A 19,782-nucleotide genomic window follows, 5' to 3' on the forward strand; every position below is an offset into this window, starting at 1 on the left:
TCCCTCGGGGGTGGGGGTGGTGGTGCTCCGAGCTCAGTCGCGGGTCAGCACGATGAGGTCGGCGTCGTGGGTCGCGCTCCACCGCACGGGCAGGCCCGCCGCGGTGAGGTGGCTGCCGGAGTAGCGCCGGTCGCCGTGCGAGTAACGGGCTGCCGGGTCAAGGCCGCGCAGCGGCAACCGGACCGGGCGGGACGGGAGCAGCCCGGCGCCGTCGAGCCGGCCGGTGTGCCAGGCCAGGACGACCACCCGGCTCTCGTCCGGCGCTGTGTACTGCACCGCGCAGCGGGCCTGGTCGGGGCCGCCGATCAGGTGCACCTCGCCGTGCGTGACGACGTCCCGGATCTCCTTGTAGCGGGCGATCCAGCCGGCCGCCTCGGCCCGCTCCTCGGGAGTCCACGCCCGGATGTCCGCGCCGATGCCGAGCACACCGGCCATCGCCAGGACGAACCGGAACGCCAGCGTCCGCGGGCGCGGGTCGAACAGGCCGGGCGCGTCGGTGACCCAGGAGCTGAGCAGGTGCGGGGCGTTGGCGTGCAGGAAGCCGTACTGGATGGCCAGCCGGTCGAGTGGACCGGTGTTGTCGCTGGGCCAGAACACGTCGGCGCGGGCGGCCATCGCCAGGTCGGTACGCGCGCCGCCGCCGGCACACGCCTCGATCAGCACACCGGGATGGTCGCGGCGCAGCTGCTCGTAGATCCGGTGCAGGTTGGCGACGTGCGCGCCGTCCAGGTCGAGTGGGCCCAGCCCACCGGACCGACCCGGTTCGGTACGCGGCCGGTTGAAGTCCCACTTCAGGTAGTCGATGTCGTACCGACGCAACAGCCCGTCGACTGTGGAGTGGACGAACTCGGCGACCTCCGGCCGACCCAGGTCGAGCAGGTACTGGTTGCGGACCGGGGTGATCGGTCGGCCGTCGACGGAGTAGACCCACTCCGGGTGCTCGGCGTACAGGGACGACTTCGGGTTGACGCACTCCGGCTCGACCCAGAGGCCGAAGTTCAGCCCGAGGGCGCGGACATCGGCGATGAACGTGTCGAACCCGGCCGGGAACTTCGCCGGGTCGGGTGTCCAGTCGCCCAGCCCGGCGGTGTCGTCGTCGCGGCCCACGAACCAGCCGTCGTCCACGACGAAGGTCTCCACACCCAACTCGGCAGCGATCCGGGCGAGCGCGAGCTGGCTCTGCGCCTCGACGGCGAAGTAGGTCGCCTCCCAGGAGTTGTAGAGCACCGGACGCGGCCTGAGCCGTTCCCCGGCGAGCAGCCGCTGGTGGGTGTGCCAGACCCGGGCCAGCCCGTCCAGGCCGTCCGAGCTGTACGCCCCGGTCGCCACCGGCAGGGTCAGTCGCTCGCCGGGGGCCAGCTCCAACGGGCCGTCGACCAGCTGACGGCCGACCCGGACCCGGGTCAGGCCGCCGGTGTCCCGCTCCGCGCTGATCTCCCACGAACCGGTCCAGGCCAGCGCCATCCCCCAGGCCGGGCCGGCCGGCTCGGCGGTGTCGCGCACCGCCAGCCAGGGCACGTGCAGATGCCCGGGTACGCCCTGGGAGCTGCCGATGCTGAAGGTGCCGTGGCCCAGCTCGACGTGGGAGAGCTGGAACTCCTGCGCCCACTGCCCCCACTGGTGGCTGAGCAGCGCGCCGTGCGGCGTGGGTACGCAGAACCCGCCCGAACCGGCCCGGATGACCCGCAGCGCGTCGCTGCCGTCGTTGGTCAGCTCGACCCACCGCTGCACCACGTCGGTGCCGACCGGCATCCGGTAGTGCACAGTGGCGCGCAGCCCGGTGACTGGGTCGGCGAACTCGACGGCCAGCTCCCGCTGGTCGGCGTCGATCCGCGCGTCGGTGTGCGCGAAACCCACCCGCCGCTGCCCGTTCGAGGTCTCGATCACCAGGTCGGGGCCGGTGAACGGGCGGTCGGCGTCGGTCGCGTACTCGATGGGGGCCGCGTCCCCGGCGGTGAGGAACGGGACCGGGCCGTCGTAGCCGACCGGCGAGGGCCCGTCGGAGACGCCGTGCGGCCCCCACGCGACAAGTTCCAGCCAGCGACCGTGCGCTGGCACCCGCACCGTGTACTCGGTGTGCGTGCCGCGCAGCGTCCAGCGCTGCCCGGCCTCGGCGGTCACTTGACCGCTCCGATCGCCAGGCCGGAGACGAAGTGCCGCTGGAAGCGGAGGAACACCGCGACGGTGGGGACGGCAGCGATGACGGTACCGGCGGCGATGACGTTCCAGGACGACACGAACTGCCCCTGGAGCGCGAGCAGCGCCGGGGTGACCGGCATGTTGTCGTCGGTCCGCAGCACGGTGATCGCCCAGAGCAGGTCGTTGAAGATCCAGGTGAAGGAGAGCGCCCCGAGAGCCGCCAGCGCGGGGCGGGTCAGCGGCAGCATCACCCTGGTGAAGATCTGCGCGGTGCCGGCCCCGTCGATGGTGGCCGCCTCCTGGATCTCGCCCGGCAGGTCCCGCATGAAGCCGTGCAGGACGAACGTGTAGAAGCCGAGCCCGAAGCCGACCTGCACCGCGATCAACGCCCAGATCGTGTCGTACAGGCCGGTCAGTTCGCTGAACTTGGCCACCGGGATGAGCAGGATCTGCGGTGGCAGCAGGTTGCCGGCGAGCATCAGCAGCAGGATCGTCCGCCGGCCGGGGATCCGGAATCGGCTCAGCGCGAACGCGGCCATCGCGGCCAGCCCGAGGCTCAACGCCACCGACGGGATGGTGACGATCATGCTGTTGATCAGGGCGCGCAGTTCGCCGCCGTCGGTCCACGCCTGCCGGTAGGTGTCCAGCGTGAACGAGCGGGGCAGGCTGCCCACGCCGTGCGCGGCGATGTCGTCGAACGACCGGGTGGACATCACCACCACCCAGAGCACCGGACCCAGCCAGAGCAGCGAGAGCAGGATCATGCCGGTGTGGAAGGCCCCGGTACGGAGCTTGTTCATCACGCTTCCTCCCGGAACGCGCGGACCAGGTAGCCGAGGATGACGGCCAGCGCGAGCACGAAGATCACGACCGCGATCGCCGAGGCGTAGCCCAGCCGCAGGCTCTGGAACGCGGTCGAGTACATGTAGGTGCTGAGCAGCTCCGACGAGTGGTACGGCCCGCCCTTGGTCAGCGACCAGACGATGTCGAACGAGCGCAGCGAGTCGATCACGATGACCGACAGCACCACCGCGTTGACCCCCTTGAGCTGGGGAATGGTGACGTGCCGCAGCCGCTGCCAGGAGTTCGCGCCGTCCATCCGGGCCGCCTCGTGCAGCGCCGGGTCGATCGCCTTCAGCCCGGCGAGGAACAGCACCATCACGTACCCGATCTGGCGCCACAGCGCGGGCAGGATCACCGCGTACAGGGCGGTCTGCGGGTCGGCGAGCCAGGGCCTGATCAGGCTCTCCAGGCCGACCGCCCGCAGCAGCGTGTCGGCGATGCCGTCGGGCTGGTAGAAGACCCGCCAGACCAGCGCGGTCACCACCAGCGAGAACACCACAGGGGTGAACAGCGCGGCCCGGTAGAACCCGACACCGCGCCGCTCCTTCTGCAGGACGAGCGCCATCCCGAAGCCACCCAGCACGGAGAGGCCGCCGAAGAGCACCAGCCAGATCACCGTGTTGACCAGCGCGCCCCGGAAGGTGGCGTCGCCGGCCAGCTCGACGTAGTTGTCGGTGCCGACGAAGGTCGGCGGTGTCATCCCGTCCCAGCGGGTCAGGGAGAACCAGAAACCCTGGAGCGCCGGCCAGAACACCCAGATGCTCTCGACCGCGAACGGCACCAGGACGAACGCCACCAGCAGCGGCGACAGTCGGGCCGACCGTCGCCGCCGCCGGGTGGGGGTGACCGAAGTCGTGGAGATCGTTGCTGTCACGTCAGCCCTTGAAGACCTTCTCGGCGCCGGCCTGCCACTCCCGCAGGATCGCGTCGATCTGGTCCGGCTTGTCGATGAACTTGGTCAGCGCGGTGTCGGCGGTCGGCTGGAGCGCGTCGCTGGAGTCGCGGTTGAAGAACTGGGTCAGCTCCTTGGCCTCGTCGAGCATCGCCTTGCCCTTGACCACCAGCGGGGAGTCCGACGCCTTGGCCTTCGGGTTGGCCGGCAGCACGATCCCGGAGCTGGCCTTGACGTACGCCTCCTGGGCCTCGACCCCGGCCAGGTAGCTGAGCAGTGCCTTGGTGCCGGTCGGGTTGGCGGTCTTCGCGCTGGCGAAGAAGCCGTCGGTCGGTGCCTCCTCGGCCAGCGGCACCGCCGGGTCGATGATCGGGAACCGGAAGAAGTCCAGGTCACCGAGCGCGTCCTTCGGGGCGGCGTCGGCGAAGAACGTACCGATCAGGAACATTCCGGTCTTGCCGGCCAGCAGCGCGGTGGTCGCCTCCTGGAACGGGTACGCCTTGCCCTTGGGGTCGAAGTAGGGCAGGGCCTCGCGCCAGCGGGTGAAGACCGCCTTGACCTTCGGGTCGTCGAAGCGCTGCTTGCCGGCGAGCAGCTCGCGGTGGAACGGCGCGCCGTTGATCCGGATGTTGAGGTAGTCGAACCAGGCCGAGGCCACCCACGGGGTGTCGCCGAGGCCGATGCCGATGGGCGGGATGCCCTTGCTCTTCAGCGTCTCGCAGAGGGCGAGGAACTCGGTCCAGTTCTTCGGCTCCTGCACGCCCCACTTGGCGAAGTTGGACTTGCGGTAGAAGAAGCCCCACCAGTAGTTGTTCATCGGCACGAAGATCTGCTTGCCGCTGGCGTCGGTGGAGAGCGTACGCAGCGACTGCGGGTAGTCGCCCAGTGACTTCCAGACATCGGAGACGTCCAGCAGCAGGTTCTTGCTGGCGTAGTCGTTGGCGACCGAGCCCGCGTACCAGGTGTAGAGGTCCGGCGGGTTGGCCGAGGTCAGGTAGGTCGGCAGCTGGGTCCGGAAGGTCTCCGAGGCGATCGTGTTGAGGCTCGCCGTGCCCTTGCCCTGCCCGTTGAAGGTCTCGATCAGCTTCTCCATCGCGGCCTTGGCCTGCGGCGAGGAGAGGTTCGACTGGATGGTGACCGCGCCCGAGCCGCTGCTCGTCGTCGGCCCGCTGGCGGAGCTGGCGCACGCGCTGAGGAACGAGCTGGCGCCGAGCGCGCCCAGGCCGGCGAGCCCGAGGTGGCCAAGGAATCGCCGGCGACCGGGGTCGAAGTCGCTCACGGAGGTATCCCTTCCTTTACGACACGTAGCGTTACGGCGCGATGTGTCGTCCATGTGAATGCTGTGACGAGAAGGTTGCATCGACCCTCGCCGGCTGTCAAGATATCTTCGTAATTAATGATTAGACGAGACCACGGTGAGGGGTCAGGTGGATCAGCCTATGCGCCGGCTTGATGGCAAGAACGCGCTGGTCACCGGCGCTATGGGCGGGATCGGTGCGGCCATCGCCCGACGGCTCGCCGCCGAAGGAGCAGCCGTCGCGCTGCTCGACGTCCACGATCCGACCCCGCTGGCCGACGAGCTGACCGCCGCCGGTCACCGAGCACTGTCCGTAATGGGCAGTGTCAGCGAGGAGAACGACTGGGCAACTGCGGTGGCGGCGACACGAGCGAGCCTCGGCCCGGTCGACATCCTGGTCAGCACCGCGTACGCCGTGCGGGTCGCCCCGGCCCACGAAACCAGCCGACAGTCCTGGGACCACCAGCTCGGCGTCAGCCTCACCGGCTCGTTCCTCGGCGTCCGCGCCTGCCTGGACGACCTGCGGGCCCGCTCCGGCGCGGTGGTGCTGATCTCCTCGGTGCACGCGCTGGTCGGGTTGCCCGGCCGGCCCGCGTACGCCGCCGCCAAGGGTGGCCTGGTCGCGCTCGGCCGCCAACTCGCCGTGGAGTACGGCCCGCAGGTCCGGGTCAACACCGTGCTGCCCGGGCCGATCCTCACCGCCGCCTGGGCCGACGTGTCCGAAGAGGACCGGCAGCGCAGCGTGGCGGAGACCGTCGCGAAGCGTTTCGGCACACCGGACGAGGTGGCCGCGACGGTCGCCTTCCTCGCCTCGCCGGACGCCGCCTACATCACCGGCGCGAGCCTCGTGGTGGACGGTGGCTGGACAGCGGTGAAAGCCTCGGCCTGAGAGATCGATACCGACCAGCGAAAAGGCCAGGAGCATTGGCACAGTACGCACGCCGCGGCGTCCACGGGCAGACCGTCGAAGCGATCGCCCGTCGCATCCTCACCGGCGAGATCCCCGCCGGCGCGACCCTGAACATCGTCGCGTTGCAGGAGGAGTTCGACGTCAGCCTCACCGCGCTCCGCGAGGCGCTGAAGGTCCTCTCGGCCAAGGGCATCGTCGACGCCCGACAGAAGCGCGGCACCTTCGTCCGACCCCGGGCGGACTGGAACCTGCTCGACGGCGACGTGATCCGGTGGCAGTTCGCCGAGGGCACCGACCAGCGGTTGCTCGACCAACTGCACGAGGTACGCGCCATCATCGAGCCGGCCGCCGCCCGGCTGGCCGCCACCCGCGCCACCACTGACGACCTGACCGCCCTCGACCGGGCACTGGACGAGATGGCCCAGGCCAACGGCGATCCCGCCGCCGCCATCGCCGCCGACCTCGCCTTCCACCGCGCGCTGCTCACCGCCACCCACAACGAGCTGCTGGAACGGATGGAGGTGGTGATGGAGACCGGGCTCGCCGAACGGGACCGGCTGGTGCACGGCGGCACCCCGCACGACGACCCGGTGCCCAGCCACCGCGCGGTGGTCGACGCGCTGCGCGACCGGGACGAGACAGCGGCCGAGACCGCGATGCGTCAGTTGCTGGACAAGGCGGTCCGCGACGTCGAGAAGGTACGGGGACGAAGGGGCAGTCAGTGAAGATCGAGCGGATCGAGACCTTCCTGGTCGCGCCACGGTGGTTGTTCTGCCGGGTGGAGACCGACGACGGGTTGGTCGGGTGGGGTGAGCCGGTGGTCGAGGGCCGCGCCGAGGTGGTGCGCAGCGCGGTCGAGGTGCTCTCCGAATATCTGATCGGCGCGGACCCCCTGCGCGTCGAGCAGCACTGGCAGGTGCTCACCAAGGGCGGTTTCTACCGGGGCGGACCGATCCTCTCCAGCGCGGTCGCCGGTCTCGACCAGGCGCTCTGGGACATCGCCGGGCAGGCGTACGGGGCACCGGTGCACGCGCTGCTCGGCGGGCACGTGCGCGACCGGGTACGGATCTACTCGTGGATCGGCGGGGACGAACCCGGCGAAGTGGCCGACGCCGCCGCCGCGCAGGTCGCCGCCGGCCTCACCGGAGTCAAGATGAACGCCTGCGGGCGGCTCTCGCCGATCCCCACCTCGGCCGAGGTGGACGCCGTCGTCGGCCGGGTGGCCGCCGCCCGCGAGGTGCTCGGCCCCGACCGGGACATCGCCGTGGACTTCCACGGTCGCGCCGGGATGGCCGCCGTCCGTCGGATCCTGCCCGAACTGGCCGCCCTGCGCCCGTTCTTCGTGGAGGAGCCGGTCCTGCCCGACCAGGCTCACCACCTGCGCGACATCGTCGCCAGCACGCCGATCCCGGTGGCCACCGGCGAGCGGCTCTACGGTCGGTCCGAGTTCCTCGGCCCGTTGCAGGCCGGGGTCGCCGTGGTCCAGCCGGACCTGTCGCACGCCGGTGGGATCTCCGAGGTCCGCCGGATCGCCGCGCTGGCCGAGACGTACGGCGCGCTGCTCGCCCCGCACTGCCCGCTCGGCCCGATCTCCCTGGCGGCCAGTCTCCAGGTGGCCTTCGCGACGCCGAACTTCCTGATCCAGGAGCAGAGCATCGGCATCCACTACAACGCCGGCTCGGAGTTGCTGGACTACCTGATCGACAGGGAGCCCTTCCGGTTCGTGGACGGGCACATCGCCCGCCTCGACCGGCCCGGGTTGGGCATCACCGTCGACGAGGCGGCGGTCCGCAAGGCCGCCCAGACCCCGCACGCCTGGCGCAACCCGGTCTGGCAGCACGCCGACGGGTCGTTCGCCGAGTGGTGACCGGTGCACGGCCGGTGCCGTTGCGGGTGGCGTACGACGCGGCGCACGGCGGCCGGTGGACGAGCCTGCACGGCGGTGACCGGGAGTGGCTCTGGCGCGGCCCGGAACCCGGCCGGCACGAGGTACGCCCCGGTGCGGCGTTCGTCGACGCCGGTGGGCTGGAGGAGTGCCTCCCCACCGTGCGCGGCGAGCCCGACCACGGGGAGGTGTGGTCGCGGCCGTGGCGCGAAGCGGCCCCCGGCGCCGTGGTCGTCGAACGGCCCACGTTCACACTGCGCCGAAGGATCACCGACGACGGTGGCGTGGTGGTGGCCGACTACCGGCTGGCCGCCGACCCCGGGTACCGGTTCGTCTGGGCCGCGCACGCCCTGCTCGGCCTCTCCCCCGACGCCCGCCTGGACGCGCCCGCCGGCACCCCGACCCGGCTGCACCCGGAGGCCGCCGCGCTCCTGCCGCCGGGCGGTTGGCCCGTCGGCGACCCGTGGTTGACCGGGCCGTGGCCGGCCCCGGCCGGGCTGACGCTGGACACCTTCGGCCCGGACGACGGCACGGCGCTCGGCGCGGTGCTGCTCGACTGCCCACGGGTCCAGGTGATCGACGGCACCGACCGGCTGACCCTGGAGCTGGAGTGCGCCGACCAGCCCCGCAGCACGGCCCTCTGGCGCAACCTGGGCGGCTGGCCGGCCGACACCCCCTACCGCAGCCTCGGCGTCGAACCGATGCTCGGCGCCGCCTTCGACCTGGCCGACGCCGGCCCGTCCGACGCGGCGGTGGTTCCCGCCGCCGGCGAGGTCACCTGGCGACTCACCATCTCCGCCCACCGCACCCACTGAGGACACCGTGATGAACCTGCTCGACGAGCTGCGTACCCATCGGCTGCTGGCCATCGTGCGCGGCCCGGACCCGGCCGCCGCGCTGACCGCCGTGCTCACCCTGGCCGAGAGCGGCGTCGCCCTGGTCGAGGTCTCGCTGACCAGCACCGACGCGCTCGGCGTCATCCGCCGTGCCCGGGCCGCCCTCGGGCCCGGCTTCGGCCTCGGCGCGGGCACCGTGCTCAGCGCCGAGGACGCCCGCGCGGCGGCCGACGCGGGCGCCGGCTTCCTGGTCACCCCGGCGATCGCCGCGAGCCTCGCCGAGGGTGGCCGGCTCGGCCTGCCGGTGCTCGCCGGCGCCCTCACCCCGACCGAGGTGGTGCAGGCCACCGACGGCGGGGCCACCGCGATCAAGCTCTTCCCGGCCTCCCTCGGCGGGCCCGACTACCTCGGCGCGCTGCGCGACCCGTTCCCCGGCACCGCGTTCGTGCCGGTCGGTGGGGTCGACGCGGACGGCGCCCGGCGCTACCTCGACCGGGGCGCGACAGCTGTCGGCGTCGGTTCCCCGCTGCTCGGCGACTCCGTCCGAGGCGGCGACACCACGGCGTTGCGGGAGCGGGCCGCCGCCTTCCTCGCGGCGGTCCGGCCATGACCGACCTGGTCACGCTCGGCGAGACGATGGCGGCGTTCCGCACCACCGGCCCGCTGCGACTGGGCGGCACCGCCGGCATCTCCGTCGCCGGGTCCGAGTCGAACGTGGCGATCGGCCTGGCCCGGCTCGGCCACCGGCCGGCCTGGATCGGGGTCACCGGGGCCGACGAGCCCGGCGAGCTGGTCCGCCGTACGCTGCGCGCCGAGGGCGTCGACCTGACCTGGTCCCGGGTCGACCCGACCGCCCCCACCGGGCTGATCCTCTTCGAGAACCGGGTCGCCGACATCAACCGGGTCACCTACCACCGCGCCGGCTCGGCCGGCTCCCGACTGGGCCCGGCCGACGTGACAGGGGCCTTCGACGCCCCCGGGCCACCACCCCGACTGCTGCACGTCACCGGCATCACCTGCGCGCTGGGCGTCGAGCCGTACCAGGCGGTGGTGGCGGCCCTGCGGCGCGCCCGCGCGGCCGGCAGCACGATCTGCCTGGACGTCAACCACCGCAACCGGCTCTGGTCGGTCGCCGAGGCCGCCGCCGCGCTGCGCCCGCTGCTGCCCTCGATCGACCTGGTGATCGCCTCCGACGACGAGTTGGCGGTGCTGACCGACGCCACCGACCCGGCTTCGGCGCTCCTCTCGGCCGGCGTCACCGAGGTCGTGGTCAAGCACGGCGGCGACGGGGCGACCAGCCACAGCGCTACCGGCGTCATCCACCGTCCAGCCCGGACGGTGCCGGTGGTGGACACCGTCGGCGCGGGTGACGCCTTCGTCGCCGGGCTGCTCTCCGGCTGGCTCGACGGCCTCGACGCGCCGGCCCGACTGGACCGGGCCGTCATCACCGGCGCGTTCGCGGTCGCCACCCGGGGCGACTGGGAGGGTCTGCCCGACCGGGCCGAGCTGACGCTGCTCGACCACGGCCCCGGCGGTACGGTCCGCTGACGACCTTTGGGAGGAACACCATGGAGCTGACCGAGCCGACCGTCTGGAGCACCGACCGGCTGGAGTTGGGTGAGGGCCTGCGTTGGGTCGACGACCGGCTGGTCCTCGTCGACCTGCTGGCCGGGCGACTGCTGGAGACCGACGGCGACGCCCCGACCCCGCTGCGGGAGCTGCGCCGCCTCGACGTGCCACTCGGCGCGGTCGCCCCGGTGCTCGACCGACCCGGCGAATGGCTGGCCGCCGCCGGGACCGGCGTCAGGGTGCTGCCCGCCATCGGCGACCCCCGACCGGTCGCCGACCTGGTCGGCGACGCACCCGAGCCGACCCGGATGAACGACGCGGTCGCCGACCCGCACGGCCGCTTCTGGGCCGGCAGCATGACGTACGCGATGGCGCCCGGCGGGGGCACGCTGTTCCGCCTCACCCCGGGCGCCGAGCCGGTGCCCGCGGTGACCGGGCTGACCATCCCGAACGGGCCCGCGTTCGACGCGAGCGGCACCACCATGTACCTGGCCGACACCCCACTCGGCCAGATCGACCGGTTCACCGTCGACCCCGGCACCGGGGCCCTGCACGGACGGGAGCCGTTCCTGCGGCTGTCCCCCGCCGACGGCGGCCCGGACGGCATGACACTCGACGCGGCCGACCACCTCTGGATCGCGCTGTGGGGCGGCTCCGCGGTCCGCCGATACCGGCCCGACGGCACCCTGGACCGGGAGATCCGACTGCCGGCCAAGCAGCCGGCCGGAATCTGCCTGGGCGGCCCCGACCTGCGGCGACTCTTCATCGGCACTGCCCGGGTGGGGCTGGACGTGGCGGGCCCGCAGGACGGCGCGCTGCTCGCGGTGGACGTCGAGGTCCCCGGCCTGCCCGCCGCGCGCGCCGCCGCACCGATCGGCTGACCGGAGGCATACCGGACGCCACGGCGGGAACAACCGCACCGCAGGCGGTAACAGCCGACAGGTGGGGAGCGAGCCGATGATCAGCACAGGGTGGGCGGCATGAACGGGCCGGTCGGCGACGAGCCGATGGGGGAACTGGAGCTGGTGCACACCTTCACCGGCCCGATGCCGACCGGGGTGAGCGTCTCGCACCGGGGCCGGATCTTCGTCAACTTCCCGAAGTGGGGCGACGAGGTGCCGGCCACCGTCGTCGAGCTGCGCGACGGTCAGGAGACGCCCTACCCCGACCAGGCGTGGAACGACCCGTCCGGCGACGACGACGCGGGCGCGTTCGTCTCGGTGCAGAGCATCGTGGTGGACCCGGCCGACCGGCTCTGGGTGCTGGACACCGGCAGTCCGATGTTGCAACCCACCAAGCCGGGCGGCCCGAAGCTGGTCCGGGTCGACCTGGAGACCGACACCGTCGCCCAGGTGATCACCTTCCCGGCGGACGTGGCGCTGCCGACGACGTACCTCAACGACGTCCGCTTCGACCTGCGGCGGGGCGAGGCGGGCGTCGCGTACATCACCGACTCCGCGTTCGCCGGGCCGAACGGAATCATCGTGGTGGACCTGGCCAGCGGTGCCGCCTGGCGGCGGCTGCACGACCACCCGTCCACCAAGGCGGAGCCGCTGACGTCGTTCCGGCCGATTGTCGAGGGCCGGCCGTTCCTGGAACGACCGGCCGACGGGCCGCCGAAGCCGGTGGGCATGGGCTCCGACGGCATCGCCATCTCCGCCGACGGCACCCGGCTCTACTACTGCCCGTTGGCGTCCCGGCGCCTCTACAGCGTCTCCACCGACGCGCTGGCCGACCCGGGGGTCACCCAGGAGGCCGTCGCCGCGACGGTTGTCGACGAGGGCGACCGGGGCACCGCCTCGGATGGGTTGGAGAGCGACGACGCGGGGCGGCTCTACATCACCTCGTACGAGCACAACGCCGTGCTGCGTCGACTGCCCGACGGCGGGTACGAGACGCTGGTGCACGACCCGCGACTGCTCTGGCCGGACACCATGTCGGTGGCCACCGACGGATACCTCTACGTCACGGCCAACCAACTGCACCGGCAGCCGCAGTACCAGCGCGGCAAGGACCTGCGGCGCAAGCCGTACGCGCTGTTCCGCACCCGCATCGACGCCGGCCCGGTGCTGCTGCGCCCCTGACCGCGCCAGGGCCCGGCTCCCTCCGCGATCTTGCACTTTCTGTCCCGACAGAAGGGGCATCTACTCCCAAATCAACAACCGGAACTGCAAGATCGACGCATTCTTGGACTCAGGCCGTCAGCTCGTCGGCAGGGTGCGGTCCAGCAGGTCGAAGAGGGCGGCCCAGTGGCGCTCGGTGGCCTGCTCGTCGTACGCCGGGGTGTCGGCCATGGTGTAGCCGTGGTGGGCGCCCGCGTACACCTCTGAGCGGTAGCGCACCCCTGCGGCGTCGAGCGCCTTCTCCAGCGTGGCGATCTGCTCCGGCGTCATCGACTGGTCGGCGTCGGCGTGCCCGAAGTACACCTCACCGGTGATCGAGCCGACGGCGAGGTGCGGGCTGTCCGGCGCGTCGGTGACGATCCGCCCGCCGTGGAAGCTGGCGACCGCCGCGATGCGGTCCGGGTGCGCCTCGATGGCGCGCAACGCGTTCGTGCCGCCCATGCAGTAACCGGTGATCACCACCGGGCCCGGCCGGACGTCGTCGCGTGCGGCCAGGAAGTCCAGGTAGGCGGCGGTGTCCCGGCTGACCACCTCGGGGGTCAGCGCGCCGATCAGCGGCATGATCTGCTCGAAGAGCGCACCGCGCTGGTCCGCGTCGCCGAGCCGGGACAGGTCGAACAGCGGTGCCCGACCGCCCCGGTAGAACAGGTGGGGCGTCAGCACCAGGTAGCCCCGGGCGGCGATCCGCTCGGCCATCTCCACCAGGCGCGGGCGCGGCCCGAAGGCGTCCATGAAGAGCAGCACCGCCGGGAACGGGCCGTCGCCGTCCGGTCGGGTGAGGGACGCGTCCGCCACTCCGTCACTGGTTGCGATGTCCACCGTCGTCGTCAGCACAGTGCCTCCTCGTACGCCGATCTTGGTCCGTTCCGAACGTTACTCGCCGTGTCGGCGTGCCTGGCCGGCAGCCGCGTGAACACGGCGTCAAGAAATGGCGGTGACCCGTCGAAACGGCGTATCGACTGGTGCTCCGCCGCCGCCCGGTGGTGACGATGGGTGCCATGAGTCCTTGGCGGATGACACGCTGGGAACGCGGAGAGCTGCCACCCGACGCCGGCACCGACAACGTGCCCGGCGCGCCCACAACCAGGGCGGACGGGTCGGAACGGCGGCACGAGGCACTGGTCAGCGTCCGGCTCGGCCCGTCCGCGCCCGGCAGCCACCTGGTGGAGTATCTGCGGCACGAGCCGTGCGCCGTCGCCGCGTGGTGGATCGCGGCCGACGTCGACGCCGTCATCCGGCTTGCCGCCGACAGCATCACGGTGCTGCACCGCGCGGTGGCCGACCTGCGGCTACGCGCCGGAGTGGAGGTGGCGGAGGCGAACTACATCCTGCGCGCGCTCGACCTGACCACACCGGCCGACCCGGGTGCCCCGACGGACGCCCAGGCCTGGGCGGGGTCCGCCGCATGAGCCGCCGCACCGGTGCCCACCGGGTCGTGGTGGGCGTCGACCGCTCGTTCGCCGGGATGCAGGCGCTGCGCCGGGCGACGCAGCTGGCCGCGACCATCCGCCGCTTCGCCCGCGACCTCGAACGACTCAGCCGATGACCGCCACCGCGGCGGCACGTGTGGAAAGGACCGACCCGACAATGGACGAGGGCCCGATAATCTACGCCGTTCCGGTGCGTGACCTCCCGGGACGAATGGTGCGGACGGTACGGACCGGCCGCTCCCCGCAGGGGCAGCGGATGGGCATCGCCTTCACCCGGCCCGAGCTGCTGGTCACCGCGATGGGCGCGGACCAGCAGTGGGAGGAGCTGTGCGAGTCGGCGCTGCGCGGCATGCTGCGCCCGCTCGGCATCGACGTGATCCAGGTCGACCCGTTGCTGGTGGCACCACCGCTGGGCCCGACGACCGCCGCCCGCCCGACGACCGCCGCCGGCCCGATCGGTCAGGCGCGGACGAAGCGCACCGCGTCGGCGATGACGTGGCCGTCGGTGTCCTCGGTACGGATCAGCACGCTCCCGTCGGTGCCCGCCGTGAACGGGTAGGTGCCCAGCGGCACCCACTGGCCCCCGGACTGCCGCTGGTCGACGGTCCGGGTGGCCACCCCGCCGGAGTACGCGATGTCGACCGGCACGTTGCTCGCCCGGTTGGGGTCGGCGGTCCAGCGCAGCTGCACGGTCCACGACCCGGAGGCGGGCAGCGTCGGGCGGAACCGCAGTCGGTTGACGCCCTTGGCGGTGTTGCCGTCGTGCTCGTAGTCCGGGCCGTAGTAGCCACCGATGCTGGTGCTGCGCAGCCACGTCCCGGCCCGGGTGATCCCGCCGGCCGCCGCGTTGTCCAGGATCACCTCGCTGGTCGATCCCCATTCCAGCACCGCGCCGTCCTGGCGCAGCCGGGCCTGGAGGGCGGGCACCGACACCGCCTGCACGGCGAGGTTCCCGGCGAGCGCCAACGACGCCGCCGTGGCGGCGGCCTGCCCGAGGATCATGAACACCGGCTCCATCCGGATCGAGCCGTACGCGATGTGGCTCGCCGACAGGCAGACCGGCACCAGCAGGTTGGCGCACTGGGCCTGGTGCGGCACGATCGCCCGGTAGCTGACCGGGTACGGCGACGGCACCCCGATCTGCACGTCCCCCTCGTTGCGCACCCGGCCGTCGACAACCACCCGCTGACAGTTGTGCGAGTCCATCGTGTAGCTGGCCAGGCCCACCGAGTCGGTGGCCCGTACCCGGCCCCGGCAGTCAGCCTCGGTCATCACGTACGCGGAGACCATCCGGCGGGCCTCCCGGATGTAGAGCAGCGGCGGCCAGCCGCCCGTGCCGGTGAACTCGTCGGCCGGCAGCCCCCACCGGGCGGTCGACTCACGCACCGATGCCGGCAACCGGGGATCGTTGGCCAGGAACCACATCATCCCCTGCTGGTAGCTGCGGTGCTCGGCGATGATGCTCTCCCGCGCCGCCCAGGTCGCCGTCGGGTACGCGTGGTTGAAGCCGATGTGGTCGGTGGACACCGCGCCGTTGTTGTTGGAGTCGGTCTTTCCGCCGCCGATCGAGTGGGTGGTGAAGTACGGCCCGGTGAAGCCGGCCTGGATGTGGCGCAGCTGCAGCTCGTACCGGATCGGGTCGTAGTCGGACGGCCTGCCGAACGGGATCCGGTTGGCCGCCTGGGTGAGGCACATCCGGAAGCAGTACGCCTGGATCCGGTCGTCGCCGCTGCCCTGCGGGGCGAGCGGGGTGGTGGAGATGCCCGGCAGCAGGCCGCTGGCGGGCGAGCCGGCCGTCACGTACGGGTCGACCGGGTAGACGAACTGGTGGGTGTTGCGGGACTGCACCCCGTTGATCGTCTCGCCGTAGGTGTCGTTGGACTCCCGCCCGACGGTGAACCCCACCCCGGCCATGGCCAGCAGGTCGCCCTCGTAGCTGGCGTCCACGAACACCCCGCCGGAGTAGATCGACCCGTCCTCGGTGCGCAGCTCCGTGATCCGGTTGCCGCTGCGGCCGAGGCTGGACAGCCGCGCGCCGACGACCACGGGGACGCCGGCCTCGGCCAGCATCTCGGCGAAGACGGCTGCGGCGACGCGCGGTTCGAAGGTCATCCGCAGCGGCGACGTCGGCGTGAGGGTGCCGCCGTGGTACTTGACGTACACCCGGCGGTAGAACTCGGCGGCCAGCCCGCCGATGGACGCCTGGACCCCGGTGTCGGTGGCGCCCAGCCCGGCGGTGCTCAGCCCACCGACGTGGCTGGTGGGCTCCACCACCACGGCGGTGTGGCCGAGCCGACGCATGGTGATCGCGGCGGCCAGCCCACCGGAGGTGGCGCCGTAGACGACCAGGTCGGCGGTGGTGACGGCGGCGCGGGCGGGACCGGCCCGGAACGGGTCGGAGAGACCGGCCAGGACGAGGCCGGCGCCGCCGGCGGTCAGCAGACGGCGGCGGGACAGGGGCACTGACACGGCGAACTCCCGAGGGGTAACCGGAGGGGACGGTTACAGAAGCACGCCGCTGCCGCTGCTAGCGAAATTCTTCAATCTCTGCCGGCGGGTGTCAACGGTTCAAGGGCGGTAGCGGTAGCCCATTCCCGGCTCGGTGATGAGGTGCCGGGGGCGGGCCGGGTCGTCCTCCAGCTTGCGCCGCAGCTGGGCCAGGTACTGCCGCAGGTAGTTGGTCTCGTTCTGGTACTCCGGCCCCCACACGTCCTGCAGGAGCTGCCGTTGGCTGACCAGCTTGCCGGGGTGCCGCAGCAGCTTCTCCAGCACGCTCCACTGGGTGGGGGTCAGCTTGACCTCGGTGCCGTCGTCCCTGCGCACGCTGTGGTCGGCCAGGTCGACGGTGTGCTGACCGATCCGCAACGCCGGCACCGCCTCGCTGGGCGCGCCGAGGCGGCGGGTCACCGCGCGGATGCGGGCCAGCAACTCCTCGACCCCGAACGGCTTGGTGACGTAGTCGTCCGCACCCGCGTCCAGCGCCGCCACCTTGTCCTCGCTGCCGGCCCGGCCGGAGAGCACGATGATCGGCACGGAGGTCCACCCGCGCAGGCCCCGGATCACCTCCACACCGTCGATGTCGGGCAGGCCGAGGTCGAGCACCACCAGGTCGGGTGGGTGGCTGGCGGCGGCCTTCAACGCGGCGGCCCCGGTGCCGGCGACGTCCACGTCGTACCGGCGGGCCCGCAGGTTGATCCGCAGGGCGCGCAGGATCTGCGGTTCGTCGTCGACGACCAGGATGCGCGTCATTCCGGTGGCCCCTCCGAACTGGTCTGCGCGGCAGCCGGCAGCCGCAGCACCATGGTGAGCCCACCACCGGGGGTGGTCTCCGGGGTGATGCTGCCACCCATCGCCTCGGCCAACCCCCGGGACAGGGCGAGACCGAGACCGACACCGGTCTGGTTGTCCCGGTCACCGAGGCGCTGGAACGGCAGGAAGACGTGCTCCCACTGGTCCTCCGGGATGCCTGGCCCCCGGTCGATCACCCGCAGCTCCACCTGACCGGCGTGCGCGCTGGCGGTGATCACCGGCGGCTGGTCGGGTGGGCTGTAGCGCAGCGCGTTGGCGACCACGTTGACCAGCACCCGTTCCAGCAGGCCCGGGTCGGCGGTGGCCGCCGGCAGGTCGGCCGGGATGTCCGTGCCGACGGTCGCGGCCGCCGGGCCAAGTTCGTCAAGCGCCAGGGGTACGGCGTCCTCCAGGCCGACGGCGGTCGCCGAGATGCCCAGCACACCCGCCTGGAGCCGGCTCATGTCCAGCAGGTTCGCGACCAGCCGGGCGAGCCGGTCCAGCGACTCCTCGGCGGTCTCCAGCAACTCCTCGCGGTCGGCCTCGTCGAACTCGATGTCGTGGCTGCGCAGGCTGGTCACTGCCGCCTTCGCGGACGCCAGCGGCGTACGCAGGTCGTGGCTGACCGCGGCGAGCAGCGCGGTGCGCATCCGGTCGGCGGCGGCGAGCGGCCGGGCGGTCGCGGCCTCCTCGGCGAGCCGTTCCTGGCGCAGCGCGACGGCGGCCTGGGCGGCGAACGCCTCGACGATCCGCCGGTCGGCGGCCTCCAACCGCCGGCCGCTGAGCACCACGGTGATCCGGTCGTCGACGGGTACCGCCGTCTCGCCGCCGTCGGGGGTGCAGGCCGGCTGCTCACCGACGCTGGCCACCACACACCAGGCGTGCTCTTCGCGGGCCCGCTCCGGACGCCCGCTCGCCTCCTCGGCCAGCTCCAGCACGCTCACCGCGCGCAGCCCGAAGGTCTCCCGGAGCTGGTCCAGGAGGGCGGGCAGGGGACGTTCGCCGCGCAGCACACCACCGGCGACGGCGGCGAGGGTCTGCGCGTCCGCGGCGGCCCGCGCGGCCTCCCGGGTACGCCGGGCGGCCACGTCGACGATCCAGCTCACCGCCAGGGCCACCCCGACGAAGACGGCCAGGGCGAGCAGGTTGTCCGCCTCGGCGATGGTCAGCGTCTTGAAGGGCGGGGTGAAGAACCAGTTGAGCAGCAGGCTTCCGCCGAGCGCGGCGACCAGGGCCGGCCACACCCCGCCGACCAGCGCGACCCCGACCACCCCGGCGAGGAACAGCAGGATGTCGTTTGTCAGCGTCAGGTCGGGCAGGGTCCGCAGCAGCACCGTGAGCAGCGGCATGCCCAGCACCGCGAGGCCGAAGCCGAGCAGTCGGCGGCGGCGGGACAACGCCGCCGGCACTGCCGCCGCCCGGCGGCCCTTGCCGGCCTGCTTGTGGGTGACCAGGTGCACGTCGATCGAGCCGGACAGGGCGGTGGTGGTCACTCCGACGCCCCGGGCGAAGATCTGCGCGAGGCGGCCCCGCCGGCTGGCGCCGAGCACCAGTTGGGTGGCGTTCACACCCTGGGCGAAGTCCAGCAACGCGGCCGGCACGTCGGTGCCGAGCACCTGGTGGTACGTGCCGCCCAGGCTCTCCACGAGCACCCGCTGGCGGGCCAGCTGGGCCGGGTCGGCGCCGGCCAGACCGTCGCTGCGGGCCACGTGCACGGCGAGCAGGTCGGCGCCCTTGCTGCGGGCCGCGACCCGGGCGGCCCGCCGGATCAGCGTCTCCCCCTCGGGCCCGCCGGTCAGCGCGACCACCACCCGTTCCCGGGCCTCCCAGGTCGCGGCGATGCCCTGCTGGCTGCGGTAGCGGTCGAGCTGCTCGTCGACCTTGTCGGCCAGCCAGAGCAGCGCCAACTCGCGCAGTGCGGTGAGGTTGCCGACCCGGAAGTAGTTGCCCAACGCGGCGTCGATCTTGTCGGGTCGGTAGATGTTGCCGTGCGCCATCCGGCGGCGCAGCGCCTCCGGGGTCATGTCGACCAGCTCGACCTGTTCGGCGGCGCGGACGATCTCGTCCGGCACGGTCTCCCGCTGGGTGGTGCCGGTGATCTGCGCGACGACGTCGTTGACCGACTCCAGGTGCTGCACGTTGACGGTGGACAGCACGTCGATCCCCGCGTCGAGCAGCTCCTGGACGTCCTGCCAGCGCTTGTCGTGCCGGGACCCGGGCACGTTGGTGTGCGCCAACTCGTCGACCACGGCGACCTCGGGCCGGCGAGCCAGCACCGCGTCCAGGTCCATCTCGGTGAACTCGGCGCCCCGGTAGGTCATCGCCCGACGGGGCACCTGCTCCAGGTCGCCGAGCATCGCGGCGGTGTGCTGCCGACCGTGGGTCTCCACGAAGCCGATCACCACGTCGGTGCCGCGCGCGGCCCGCCGCTGGGCCTCCTCCAACATGGCGTACGTCTTGCCGACGCCGGGGGCGGCGCCGAGATAGATGCGCAGTTCTCCGCGTGGCACGGGGACCATCCTCCCTGGTCAGGTCGGCCGGTGGGGCCGCGCCCGATCGGCGCGGCCCCA

At 72.5% G+C, this 19,782-nt stretch carries 19 protein-coding genes; 11 read left to right on the plus strand and 8 right to left on the minus strand.

The window, feature by feature from the left end:
• Positions 1 to 33: 33 nt before the first annotated feature.
• From AB0C03_RS26860 to AB0C03_RS26875, 4 genes are read right to left on the minus strand one after another with little or no spacing between them, the layout of a single operon-like run.
• Positions 34 to 2,121: an alpha-galactosidase gene (locus AB0C03_RS26860; protein WP_357639655.1), complete on the minus strand. Its 2,088-nt coding sequence runs from the start codon at positions 2,119 to 2,121 to the stop codon at positions 34 to 36.
• Entirely contained in the window at positions 2,118 to 2,939 is an 822-nt protein-coding gene (locus tag AB0C03_RS26865) for a carbohydrate ABC transporter permease (protein WP_030329461.1), read from the minus strand. The genes AB0C03_RS26860 and AB0C03_RS26865 overlap by 4 nt, the downstream gene beginning before the upstream one ends.
• The gene (locus AB0C03_RS26870) at positions 2,939 to 3,856 is read right to left on the minus strand and encodes a carbohydrate ABC transporter permease (protein WP_051708219.1); all 918 of its coding nucleotides are present in this window, start codon (positions 3,854 to 3,856) and stop codon (positions 2,939 to 2,941) included. Before AB0C03_RS26870 ends, AB0C03_RS26865 begins: the two co-directional genes overlap by 1 nt.
• 1 nt (position 3,857) lies before the next feature.
• Complete coding sequence (locus AB0C03_RS26875) at positions 3,858 to 5,153, minus strand: ABC transporter substrate-binding protein (RefSeq protein ID WP_030329465.1); 1,296 nt, start codon at positions 5,151 to 5,153, stop codon at positions 3,858 to 3,860.
• A 160-nt stretch (positions 5,154 to 5,313) separates the two neighbouring features.
• On the opposite strand from AB0C03_RS26875, the gene AB0C03_RS26880 reads away from it, so the two are divergent.
• The 8 genes from AB0C03_RS26880 to AB0C03_RS26915 all read left to right on the plus strand — a co-directional run bounded on the left by AB0C03_RS26880 (position 5,314) and on the right by AB0C03_RS26915 (position 12,455).
• Complete coding sequence (locus AB0C03_RS26880; protein WP_357639660.1) at positions 5,314 to 6,060, plus strand: SDR family NAD(P)-dependent oxidoreductase; 747 nt, start codon at positions 5,314 to 5,316, stop codon at positions 6,058 to 6,060.
• Positions 6,061 to 6,095: 35 nt separating this feature from the next.
• Entirely contained in the window at positions 6,096 to 6,806 is a 711-nt protein-coding gene (locus tag AB0C03_RS26885; protein ID WP_030329469.1) for a FadR/GntR family transcriptional regulator, read from the plus strand.
• Positions 6,803 to 7,948 carry a galactonate dehydratase gene (gene dgoD / locus AB0C03_RS26890; protein WP_357639663.1) on the plus strand — a complete coding sequence of 382 codons (1,146 nt, stop codon included), beginning with the start codon at positions 6,803 to 6,805 and terminating at the stop codon, positions 7,946 to 7,948. Before AB0C03_RS26885 ends, dgoD begins: the two co-directional genes overlap by 4 nt.
• Positions 7,942 to 8,781: an aldose epimerase family protein gene (locus AB0C03_RS26895; protein WP_357639666.1), complete on the plus strand. Its 840-nt coding sequence runs from the start codon at positions 7,942 to 7,944 to the stop codon at positions 8,779 to 8,781. Before dgoD ends, AB0C03_RS26895 begins: the two co-directional genes overlap by 7 nt.
• A gap of 10 nt (positions 8,782 to 8,791) precedes the next feature.
• A complete protein-coding gene (locus AB0C03_RS26900) occupies positions 8,792 to 9,412 on the plus strand; it encodes a bifunctional 4-hydroxy-2-oxoglutarate aldolase/2-dehydro-3-deoxy-phosphogluconate aldolase (protein ID WP_210866934.1) in 621 nt (206 codons plus the stop codon).
• Positions 9,409 to 10,350: a sugar kinase gene (locus tag AB0C03_RS26905; RefSeq protein WP_357639668.1), complete on the plus strand. Its 942-nt coding sequence runs from the start codon at positions 9,409 to 9,411 to the stop codon at positions 10,348 to 10,350. Before AB0C03_RS26900 ends, AB0C03_RS26905 begins: the two co-directional genes overlap by 4 nt.
• A 20-nt stretch (positions 10,351 to 10,370) precedes the next feature.
• Complete coding sequence (locus AB0C03_RS26910; RefSeq protein ID WP_030329479.1) at positions 10,371 to 11,252, plus strand: SMP-30/gluconolactonase/LRE family protein; 882 nt, start codon at positions 10,371 to 10,373, stop codon at positions 11,250 to 11,252.
• A 99-nt stretch (positions 11,253 to 11,351) separates the two neighbouring features.
• The gene (locus AB0C03_RS26915; protein WP_030329481.1) at positions 11,352 to 12,455 is read left to right on the plus strand and encodes an L-dopachrome tautomerase-related protein; all 1,104 of its coding nucleotides are present in this window, start codon (positions 11,352 to 11,354) and stop codon (positions 12,453 to 12,455) included.
• 117 nt (positions 12,456 to 12,572) lie between these two features.
• Here the strand turns inward: AB0C03_RS26915 and AB0C03_RS26920 are convergent, their stop codons facing one another.
• Positions 12,573 to 13,328: a dienelactone hydrolase family protein gene (locus AB0C03_RS26920; RefSeq protein WP_030329483.1), complete on the minus strand. Its 756-nt coding sequence runs from the start codon at positions 13,326 to 13,328 to the stop codon at positions 12,573 to 12,575.
• 164 nt (positions 13,329 to 13,492) lie between these two features.
• Here AB0C03_RS26920 and AB0C03_RS26925 point away from each other — a divergent pair, with 164 nt between their 5' ends.
• The 3 genes from AB0C03_RS26925 to AB0C03_RS26935 all read left to right on the plus strand — a co-directional run bounded on the left by AB0C03_RS26925 (position 13,493) and on the right by AB0C03_RS26935 (position 14,483).
• Entirely contained in the window at positions 13,493 to 13,903 is a 411-nt protein-coding gene (locus tag AB0C03_RS26925; protein WP_156057350.1) for a hypothetical protein, read from the plus strand.
• Positions 13,900 to 14,040 (plus strand): hypothetical protein, encoded by a 141-nt coding sequence (locus AB0C03_RS26930; RefSeq protein ID WP_156057352.1) that lies wholly within the window; start codon positions 13,900 to 13,902, stop codon positions 14,038 to 14,040. Before AB0C03_RS26925 ends, AB0C03_RS26930 begins: the two co-directional genes overlap by 4 nt.
• Before the next feature lie 74 nt (positions 14,041 to 14,114).
• Complete coding sequence (locus tag AB0C03_RS26935) at positions 14,115 to 14,483, plus strand: SAV_915 family protein (RefSeq protein ID WP_209444499.1); 369 nt, start codon at positions 14,115 to 14,117, stop codon at positions 14,481 to 14,483.
• On the opposite strand, the gene AB0C03_RS26940 is transcribed toward AB0C03_RS26935, so the two are convergent.
• The 3 genes from AB0C03_RS26940 to AB0C03_RS26950 all read right to left on the minus strand — a co-directional run bounded on the left by AB0C03_RS26940 (position 14,384) and on the right by AB0C03_RS26950 (position 19,722).
• Entirely contained in the window at positions 14,384 to 16,393 is a 2,010-nt protein-coding gene (locus tag AB0C03_RS26940; RefSeq protein WP_357639674.1) for an FAD-dependent oxidoreductase, read from the minus strand. The genes AB0C03_RS26935 and AB0C03_RS26940 overlap by 100 nt on opposite strands.
• Positions 16,394 to 16,492: 99 nt before the next feature.
• Positions 16,493 to 17,173 (minus strand): response regulator, encoded by a 681-nt coding sequence (locus AB0C03_RS26945; protein ID WP_030329491.1) that lies wholly within the window; start codon positions 17,171 to 17,173, stop codon positions 16,493 to 16,495.
• Positions 17,170 to 19,722 carry a sensor histidine kinase gene (locus AB0C03_RS26950; protein WP_030329492.1) on the minus strand — a complete coding sequence of 851 codons (2,553 nt, stop codon included), beginning with the start codon at positions 19,720 to 19,722 and terminating at the stop codon, positions 17,170 to 17,172. The genes AB0C03_RS26945 and AB0C03_RS26950 overlap by 4 nt, the downstream gene beginning before the upstream one ends.
• Positions 19,723 to 19,782 lie beyond the last annotated feature (60 nt).

The organism is Micromonospora parva (assembly GCF_040649675.1).
Lineage (GTDB): Bacteria > Actinomycetota > Actinomycetes > Mycobacteriales > Micromonosporaceae > Micromonospora > Micromonospora parva.